Annotated in this window: 5 protein-coding genes; all 5 read left to right on the top strand. The window is 60.9% G+C overall.

Annotation, left to right across the window (positions count from 1 at the left end; all coding sequences use genetic code 11):
* The first annotated feature begins 272 nt into the window (after positions 1-272).
* A complete protein-coding gene (locus P8K07_05115) occupies positions 273-611 on the top strand; it encodes a hypothetical protein (GenBank protein MDG1957904.1) in 339 nt (112 codons plus the stop codon).
* A 226-nt stretch (positions 612-837) separates the two neighbouring features.
* A complete protein-coding gene (locus tag P8K07_05110) occupies positions 838-2,316 on the top strand; it encodes an endo-1,4-beta-xylanase (protein MDG1957903.1) in 1,479 nt (492 codons plus the stop codon).
* 174 nt (positions 2,317-2,490) lie between these two features.
* The gene (locus P8K07_05105) at positions 2,491-5,778 is read left to right on the top strand and encodes an AAA family ATPase (GenBank protein ID MDG1957902.1); all 3,288 of its coding nucleotides are present in this window, start codon (positions 2,491-2,493) and stop codon (positions 5,776-5,778) included.
* Between the two features lie 430 nt (positions 5,779-6,208).
* Positions 6,209-9,079 carry a hypothetical protein gene (locus P8K07_05100; protein MDG1957901.1) on the top strand — a complete coding sequence of 957 codons (2,871 nt, stop codon included), beginning with the start codon at positions 6,209-6,211 and terminating at the stop codon, positions 9,077-9,079.
* A 344-nt stretch (positions 9,080-9,423) separates the two neighbouring features.
* On the top strand, positions 9,424-9,819 hold a 396-nt coding region (locus P8K07_05095), incomplete at its 3' end, for a delta-60 repeat domain-containing protein (protein MDG1957900.1).

Raw genomic sequence — 9,819 nt, 5'->3', positions numbered from 1 at the left:
TCGCGTGCAGGATGGGGCAGGGGCTGTGCGGTTCGATTCAGCTGCATGAGACCCATTTTCTCATGCACAAAACGTCGGAAGGGGCCGGTAGCAATTCGCCCAGCGGCTCTGGCCCGGGCGGGAAGGCGAGTCGGCGACTGCGTGTGGCCTGATTCGGCTTGACGAATAGAGCGTCGGTTGGGCAAAAAGGGCCTTCATGTTTCTTGCCGTCCGACAATCGAGAGCGCGATACCTGAGTTATCCTTCTTCTCCTCATCTAGGCTACTTTCCTCATGAACACGAGGCACCCCGGTTTTGCGAACGATGAGTTTCTGGCGGAAAAATCCAAGCTGGCAGCAGCTCCCATGCCCCGGACGCGCAGCAACCAGGAGATCGCGGCGGGTCGTGCTGTTTGCCTCGTTGGCTCTTTTCCTGCCGTCGATCGCCGTGGGGGCGCCCTGCGACGATGCACGCCGGGCCTGCATTGCCGCGGCGCGATCCGAGACTATCGCTTGCCGCTCGGAGTGTGCGGGAATTTCCACGCGATCACGGCGCGTTGCCTGTCACGCCTCGTGCGGAGAATCGCGCCGCACCGAGCGGAAAATGTGTCGCTCGGTCGGGAACGCCTGTGACGTGACCTGCGGGATAACGCGCCCTGACCAAAGGACCTGTGCGCGGGACATCCGCACTTGCCGCTCCGCGGTGCGGGCGGATTACAGAGTTTGCCGGGTGGACTGCTCCAATGTATCGCAATCGGCCGAGAGAAACCGCTGCGTGCGCGGATGCCGCCTCGGGCGAGCGGAAGGCGAGCGGTCTTGCGGATTCCAGGGAGCTGAGGCCCTCCCGGGAACAGGGGATTTGCCGGATTTTGTAACAGGCGAACCCGCCGACCTTTCGCTCCTCACTGAAGCGGAACGTGCCACGATTGCCGCGGCGGATGCGCGGGCTGCCACCCTGCGCTCGCGAACGTTGCGCATCGCAGCTTCACCGGGAACGGAAATCCGGCTTTCGCAGGTGCGCCATGGTTTCGACTTCGGCCTCGCGCTCGACACGGCGAAGTTCGTGGGGCGGGAGAGCGACCTGGATTTCTTCCTCGGCACCGCCGCGCAGAATCACCTGACGATTGCGGTCACTGAAAGCAGTGCGAAGTGGAACCGTGTGGAGCCCGCCCCGGGCGTAAGGGATTTTTCACTCTTCGACCGCGACGTCGCAGCCGCGCTGGATTACGGGTATCGGGTAAAGGGACATCCCCTCAGCTGGGGAATCGTCCCCCCCTTTTCCCAGAGCGGGGCGCCGCCGTGGGCGTTTGAGCGATATGCGGACGTGCCGCTGGCGCCGGCGCTGCAGGTCGAGTTGCGCGATGTGCTGCGCGCTCACGTCGAGGCGATGGTCGCCCGTCACCGGGATGACGTCCGCTGGTGGGATGTCACCAACGAGACCCTGCAGCCGCTGGCGCAGTGGGCGGTGGTGCGCCTTGGCCCCGCGATCGTGGAGGACCTTTTCCGCTGGGCGCATGCCGCGGATCCCGATGCGATCCTGGTCTTCAATGAGTGGATCATCGAGGTGTTCACCGGACTCCCGGCACCATCCGCGGCAGAGGTTCGTGATCGCGTGCTCGCCTTGCGGGCCGCGGGCACCCCGGTCCACGCGGTTGGGCAGCAGTCTCATTTTGCGCCGGCACTGGCGTTCGCGGGGCTTCCCGCCGATCTGGACACGCGGACGCCGATTGACCAGTACGCGGTTGCGCTCGATACGCTGGCCGAGACGGGTTTGCCGATCCATCTCACCGAGACCAATTTCGTTGCACCGCGCGAGCCGGAACTGCGCGCTGCACACGCCGAAGGCCTGCTGCGTCTCTGGTGGGGGCACCCTTCTGTCGAGCAGGTCATTTTCTGGGGGCTCTGGAACGAGGTCGCGGGGCGAGACGAGTTCGATGTAGGCCTCTGGCGCGAGAATCGCGAACTGTCGCGTCATGGAGCTGCGGTGTTCTCACTGTTGAACGAACGCTGGCGCACCGAGGTGGTTGGCCTCACGGACGCGGATGGCTTCCTGTCGACCGAGGCAGTCCATGGGGAGTATGTAGCCTCCTGGGACGAAGACGGTCGGCCGCTGCACGCCAGGTTCAGCGTTCGTCCCGGGAATGGTCCACTGAAGATCGTGCTCGTCTCCGGTGAAGGCTGGGCACGTCCCGTGGATAGGATGGTCTCCGGGGGCCTGCAGGGCATTTCTGGACATGGCCGCAGAAGCCGGTGTGGTTGCCCATCGAGAACCCCTGGGACTCCGCCGCCCCATTCTCGCCGGGCGGCCGGCCCAGATCGAGGCCTTAGGTATGACTAATGGAAACGACTCCGGAGTCCGGTTTCTCACCCGGCTTGAGCGGGCTTCGGCTTGCATAAAGGGGGTTCAATCGGGCACCCTGACACGACTCCACGCCAGCGGGGGCTTCTTGGCGCGTAGCTCTCCGATTCCGTTGCTTCTCGGAGATTCCCGCAAGCCCGACTATCTTCTCCTGTGACAAACGAAAAAAATAACGAATCTTTTCGCTCTCTCGCGTTTGTCGGGCGAGAGCTGCCCTTGCGGGAGATTCGCCATCTTCTTGACCGTACGTTGAACGGGGAAACCCTCCTTGTCCTGATCACAGGTGAGCCGGGGATTGGCAAGACCAGTCTTGTCGAAGAGGTGGTGCGCGACGAAGGTCGATTCTCGCCGGCCTTATGGAGCTATTGCTGGGGTGATGACGGGGCACCGCCCTACGCGCCCTGGATGGAGATTCTGGAGGCTCTGGAGACCGCGACACCGTCTTCCGCGGCAGAGCGGATCGGGCCGGAGAAAGGGCAGGTCGGAGAGCGCACGTCGGACGAAACAAGGCGCAGCCTTCCCCAATGGGATTCAGCTTTTCGCCGTGCAGTCGACTCCCTCGGGCCGCAGATCGTGATCTTTGATGATCTGCATGCCGCGGATACGTCCTCTCTGAAGCTTCTCGCGCGGCTGGCGAGAACTTCAGGAGAGAACGGAGTGCTGTTCCTCGCGACGGCGAGGACGCGTGAGTTGGAGGAAGACCTGCGCCGGAGCGAGATTTTCGGGAGACTTCTCCGGATCGGGCATCACATTGCCCTTGAGGGGCTTTCCGATCGCGACATCACCGAGTTGTATTCGATCACCACGGGAAGGCCGGGGCTGACCACCGAGGATCTTCGCCAGATCGAGACGGCGACCGGGCGAAACCCTTTCCTCATTCGAGAGGCGATTCGACACGGCGAAGTCACGGGAATCGGCGGGTCGCTAGGCACGGGCTACTCGTTGGGAACGCGTGCTTTTCTGCAGGAACGGTTGGCGAAGCTCTCCCCCGAGAGCCGTGAGTTGGCAGGTTTTCTCGCGGTCTTTGGTGCGACATTTTCAGTCTCGCTCATCGGCCGACGATTCCCCGAAGATTCCAAGTGGGGCCTGAAATTTCTCGGAGAGTTGGAATCCCTCGGAATCGTGCAGAGATCGGCGCAGTCGGCAGGGCAGTATCGTTTTGTGCACGACTTGTTTCGCGAGGCTCTTTCCGAGGGACTGACAATCGACATTCGCCACGCATTGCACCTCGAGATCGCCGAGCAATTGATTTCCCATGGCGCGGATAATGCTTCCGATATCTCCCGTGTCGCGTTTCACCTGAGAGAGGCCCTTCCCCTTGGATCTCCCGCAATCATGAGCGAATGGGCGCTCAAGGCAGCGGATGCCCGGATGGATGCAGCAGGCGCGTCGGATGCGATTGAATGGATCAACGTGGCTCTGGAGTGTGGACGTTCGCTCCCTTCGGGAGCGGCGAACTCACCCAACCTGCGGAAATCTCTCGCTCAGGCTCATGCCTTGGCCGGTGACGATGACACGGCGCAGGCGATTCTCTACCGCCTGATCGATGACCTCGAGGTAGGAGGGCAGTCGGAGGCGGTTGGCGAGGCGACTCTCCTCCTCGCGCATTTGAGTCCGGCACAGCCGAACTTGGATTCGGGCATCATGGACCTGATTCATCGGGCAGTCGCGGGACTCGATGATGGGCATGATGCGCTGCGGGCCGGGTTGTTGGCCCGCAGCGCGACCTTGCTCTATTTCAATGATCTGCCTCGCTGTCGGAAGATCGCAGGGGATGCCCTTCGCTTGGCGAAGGCTTCGGGCGATGCAAGTGCCCTCTGCTTCGCGTTGATGGCATATCGAACCGCGCAGTGGGGGCCCGACGCGGTGGAGAAACAGGTAGCGCTCTCTCTCGAATGTCTGAATGCGGCCAAGGCTAGTGCCGATGATAGTTTCCGGTTCACGGCATTTCACTGGATCGCTTGCGACATGCTGACCCGGGGAACCCGCCTTGGAATCGAGAAACTCCTTGGCGACTGGCGCAGGGAGGCGGTGCGCGCGATCGACCGTCGTCCGGGAACTCTGATCGACATGATCGAGGGGACGCGGGAGTTCATGGCGGGACGGATGGACAGTGCCCGGGAGAGGGTCGATAGATTCCAATCGGAGCTTGAGGATCTTCCGGTTTCGGAGATCGAAAATCTCTACCAGTTCCTGGGAGTTCAGATCTTTACGCTTCAGCGTGAGGACGGTCAGTTGGCTCATCTTGAGGCCAGTATTCGCGGATTTGTCGAGCAATACCCGGGACTTCTGATCTGGAGAAGCGGCCTTGCTCTCCTGCTTGCCGAGACGGAACGTCCTGAGGAAGCCTACCGCGAGCTCGAGCTACTCGCAGCGAACGGTTTCAGGGATATACCGAGGGATGGCAACTGGCTGGCAACGATTGCGAATTGCGCGGAGGTGGCAAGCTTCTGTGGTGCGACCGGTGCCGCCCGGTCGCTTCATGCCCTTCTTGAGCCCGTAGGCGACCTCCATGTTGTGCTCGGGATGGGGGCCAGTTGTTGGGGGTCCGTGCACCATTACTTGGGACTTCTCGAAGAGGCTCTGGGGAGGAGTGAGGACGCAGTGCGGAGTTTTCAGCGAGCCATTGTGGCGAACGAGGCGGCAGGTGCCGCAGGTCTTTCCTCCTACAGCGAGGCGAAACTCGCCCAGCTGCTCCTCCGAAGCCCCGAATCGAAGAAGCGAGGAGAAGAGCTCCTCGCTCGGGTTGCAAGCATGGCTCGCAACCGCGGTTCCGCTCGCCTGACAATGCGGGTGGACACCATACGGAGAATGTCGGTGTCTGATGGTGTTGCCGCCCGGAGTGTTCGGAAGGCGGGCTTTCGGCGGGCGAGGTTTGCCCGCGAGGGGGAGTATTGGGTGGTCGCGATGGACGGCTTGGAGGCCCGGCTTCGCGATCGTCGCGGTCTCGACCAGTTGTGGCAGCTGCTTGCCTCTCCGGGGGTCGACTTCCTGGCTCTGGAGCTTCTCCACTCGGCTGCACCGGGCGTCGGGGGGCGGGAGGTCCAGAGTGGGTCGGTGGCGGAAGCTCAGCATGAAGATCCCCTTCTGGACTCCCGGGCCTTGAAGGAATTTCGGGAACGCTTGAAATCGGTCGACGACGAACTGGCTGCGGCGGAGCAAGCCAACGATATGGCGCGCCGCGAGGGGTTACTGACTGAAAAGGAAAAGCTTCTTGAGGTGCTGAAGTCGGCGACCGGTCTGGGTGGGCGGGCGCGGCGAACGGCATCCCCGGCGGAAAAGGCGCGTGTCAATGTGACGCGGACGCTGCGAAGTGCCTTGAGCGCGATCCGGCAACAGGCGCCAAGCCTCGGAGCGTACCTCGACCGACATGTGGAGACCGGGAGGACGTGTCGCTACGAGCCCGACCAGGTCGCTCCCATCGAGTTCGATTTGTCCTGAGCAAGACCGGCGAAAGATCGGCTCAATCCTCTTCAGTGGCAGGCGGGACGCCCTGACGGCTTGATCGCTCGGTGCTGCGCGGTGACGTACTGCCTCGGTCGGTCAATCCCCGACGTTGGCGCAGGAGTCGACGCAGCTTGGCAATTCGTGCGCGCCGACTCTCCTGTTCTCTCAACAGCAGGCGCAGCCTCATGCTGAAGTTCACATGGGGGGAGGCGTTCATCCGCAGCGAACGATGTTCCCCGGAGTGGGTATTCCCCCATCGTGCCGTTTCCGGGTCTGCCGCCAACGCGCACAGGCCGCTCGGAAACGAGGAAACATCGCCGCTTCCGGACAGGGAACAATGTTCGTCGGAAACGAACGCCTTGAAAGGAGACACTGGTGCGATTGGTACACCGGCGAGGATGCTTCCGGGTGGGGTGGTATCCGGATGACAGATGCCAACGAGGAATTTATGGAAATTTATAAAGAATCGGAAGGACTTGGTAACCGGTGGTCGAGTAAGCGGGCGGGGGCTTCGATCTTGCGGGTGTTGTTCGCGTCCGGGGGGATGATTCTCGGCTCTGCCATAGCTGCGATTGCGACCTCCGGGCAGCTTGACACATCCTACTCGTCGGACGGCATTGCTGTTGCGCCGGCCCCGCCTTCCGGCATCGTGGCTGGCGATCAGGAGGGGCGAGGGATTGCCGCTCAAGCGAACGAGTTGTTGGGCATGATCGTTTTCGGCCGAAACCGTCAGTACGAGGTTCTCGCGTGGAGCACCTCTACGGATGGTTCCAAGGGGTTGTTCGAGGGTGACGCCGGGGTGGGCGATGGCCTCGGCATACTGACTGACCAGTTCTGCCCGAGCCAGTGGAGCGACGGGCTCTTGCACCCCGAATCTGTTTCCGGATGGAATTCGTATGTTGCGGCAGGAAACCGTTCTACGTTCGGGGATATGGGTTGCTCAGGGTTTCGCAAGTTCACGGTTTCGCGGCTCGACTCAGTGGGGAATGTTCATTCCGAGTTTCGCCAATCGATCGAAGGTCACGAGGCCGAAGCCTTCGCTGTCGGACTTCACTCCGATGGCGACGTGGTCGCTACCGGCAGGACTTTAGGGGTGCCGAATCGGCTCGTGACCGTTCGCGTCAATTCCGACATGACGGCCGACACCGGTTTCGGCGGTGGCGATGGCGTGGTGACGTTTGCGATCGGCAGCGGAAGCGCTGCCGGGCACAATGTCGCAGTTGAAGATTCAGGCGACTTCTACGTCGTGGGCGCCTCCGAACTCAGTGGGAGTGGATGGCCAAATACCGGGGATAATGCCTTTTTGGCCAGGTTCCTCGCAGCGGGAGCCCTCGACACATCCTTCGGTACAGGCGGGATTGTGACTATTTCTGATGGTGACGCTACCGAGATTGCTGCTTCCGGGGTCGCGATCGCGGATGATGGCGATGTCATCGTTGCTGGTCGTATGCAAAGCCCCGTGGTTTGCGGTCAGCTCTTCTGCTCAGGCGGATGGAGCGGCTTCGTTGATCGCTACGACGCCACCGGCCAGCCGGATACGGAGTTCGGGGGAGGCGATGGACGAATCCTCTCCGGGACGCAGTTCTTCGACGTTGCGATCGATGCCGCGGACAAAATCGTCGCGGTCGGATCGGTGGGCGGCAGTGCGTTGTTCCAGACATCGGCCACGGTCAGGCGTTTCGAATCCGATGGCTCACTCGACTTGACTTTTGGCAGTTCGGGCGGCACGAATTTCACGGTCCCGGGCTTTACCACTCAGACGATCAAATCTGTGGAACTGCTCGATAATGGGCGCTTTATCGCCGTTGGCGGGACTGCTTATGGAACCGGAGGTGACGATGACCGCATCTTCAGCGCTCGTCTGTTTGGCGGCGGGTGTTTCGACGGTTTCATCGATGCAGGACTGGGCGAGACAGATGTCGACGGGGATGGAATCGAAGATTCCTGTGATAACTGCGCCGACGTTTGCAATCCCGATCAGGCGGATACGGACGGCAGTTGTCCATCCAGTATGGCGGATCCGGCCTATGCCGAATGTGGTGATGCCTGTGATGCCTGTCCCGGGTTTGCCCAGGAATTGCAGACGCCAGCGGAAACCGCAGCGTGTAATGCCGCTGAGTACAACGCCAATGGCATCGAATGTTGCTTCGAGTCAGACTCGGATGCGATCTCCACGGACCCGATTTGTACGGGCGGAGGGGATGTGACGCTCCAGGTGGGCGGCGGTAGTGGCGGTGGCCCGGGCGACGCGCCGGGGGGTGCCGGCATCAAGGTGCCCGCGAATTGCGCGGGCGACACCTTCTCGATCACCGCAGAGACCAAGGCTCAGAAACAATTTTGGGCGGCCTCAGGTCCCGGGACCTGGGTCGGTGCCTACGATTTCGGACCAGATGGGGCGAATTTCTCGAGCTGTAATCCGAAACCGATCGTATACATCGAATGGGTCGATGCGGACGAAGCGACCAAGAAGATCGGTAACGGCGTCGCTGGCATCAATGCCAACGATGTCTCGCCCTACCAGTACGGGATCTTCGAAAACAGCATCGCCGCGCACTGGGCGGATGGCAATGGCAACGGCGTTCAGATCACCACCAAATGTGGTCTATCGCCTTGTGGTGCTCTCGCAGGGGATGGATTCCCGAGTGACTGGAATGGAGGTGCGCGAACCGACGATCCAACTCTCAAGGCCTGCTGCGACAAGCCGACTAACCGATATTTCTTTGAAGCGGACCACTTCAGCTCCTATGGTCTGATCGCGAAAGAAGAGCCGTGTGCCGGTGTAACAACGCGAACACAGGCGAGGGTCGCCAAGCTCCACAAGCCTGGCGAGCAGAAGGTGATTTTCAAGGGTCGCATGGAGCTGGAAGCGGACTTCGACCCGAATGCCAGCGTGTTCTCGCCTGCCACGACCGGGGCATCGGCGGAGCTCCAGTCCGCGGATGGTACCACGCTCTGGCAGAGCGAGGCCCCTGGGGGTGAATACTCGAAGGAGACGCGTTCAGGTTGGCGCATCAACAAGGCAGGAACTGTCTTTACCTACATGGACAAGTCTACGCCCGGACAATCCCTCAAGCTGCAGCTCAAGCGAAAGGGTGGATCGGAGCCCCGACGGGTTGATGTTAAACTGATCGTGAATGGCATCGACCTGCCTGTGACGGGTGACGATCTGCCTCTGCAAGTTCGCATCGATGCCGAGGTTGGTCAGGATCAGCGGTGCGCGATTACCGACTTCTCGCAGACCGGAGCCTACTGCGTGGTGAACAGCAAGGCGACGGCCTTGAAATGCCGAGATTGAGAGGAGTGGCCTGGTAGCGAGTTTGCACGGTAGGCGTATCCATCCGTAGATAATGCGGTACCGCCCAGCTAATCCGCCACGGGCGGGAAGGGCGTGAAACGCTGCCGTCTTGCAGGGCTGGGATGGACAAATAGAGCGCTTTCTGAGCCAAAACGATTTTTCGACCCAATTTGTTCCTTTAAAACGGTCTACGCAAATAAATTGCTGGTCACCAAGGCGTACTTCTAGGGCATATGAAAGATGGCCCCCAGATTTCCCGTCTGTTCAGTGGAACCCCCGGTGAGCGATCGGGAGTCGCGCGATAAATCGAAAAAGCAGCAACCTGAATCTAAAGGAGTAACCCGATGGGCAACCGAATCGCGAAGACTGATCGAAGAGTCCGGATCAATCACAAAGCTGCTCAACGGCGTCATGGACCGGTTCAATTCGGCCTCGGGGTCTTGTGCCTTCTGCTGATGTCCTCCTCGGTGCGAGCCGACGAAACGACATGGACCTTTACGGGTTATGAAGACACCTACACCACGATCGCTTCGTCTGGACTTCTGGATGTATTCACTGCTTCGGCTCGGACCCCGACTGGTCAGAGAATCGCCGTGGGGTTCACGAAAAACGATCCTTTCTTTCTCGGCGGCTTTACTGCCAATGAAAACTTCAATTTTGGCGTCGTCAGGTATGATCTCGACGGCTCCCTCGACCCTTCTTTTACGCCATCGTGCGCTCCTCTGTTCATCAATTGCACA

Source organism: Candidatus Binatia bacterium (assembly GCA_029248525.1).
Lineage (GTDB): Bacteria > Desulfobacterota > Binatia > UBA12015 > UBA12015 > UBA12015.
Note: the sequence above shows the minus strand (reverse complement) of the source record. Positions and strands in the feature narration are given on the sequence as shown.

Bases quoted from the DNA above. Each gene is read 5' to 3' on its own strand.
- P8K07_05100 (MDG1957901.1), top strand. From the start codon at position 6,209: ATGACAGATGCCAACGAGGAATTTATGGAAATTTATAAAGAATCGGAA.
- P8K07_05115 (MDG1957904.1), top strand. From the start codon at position 273: ATGAACACGAGGCACCCCGGTTTTGCGAACGATGAGTTTCTGGCGGAA.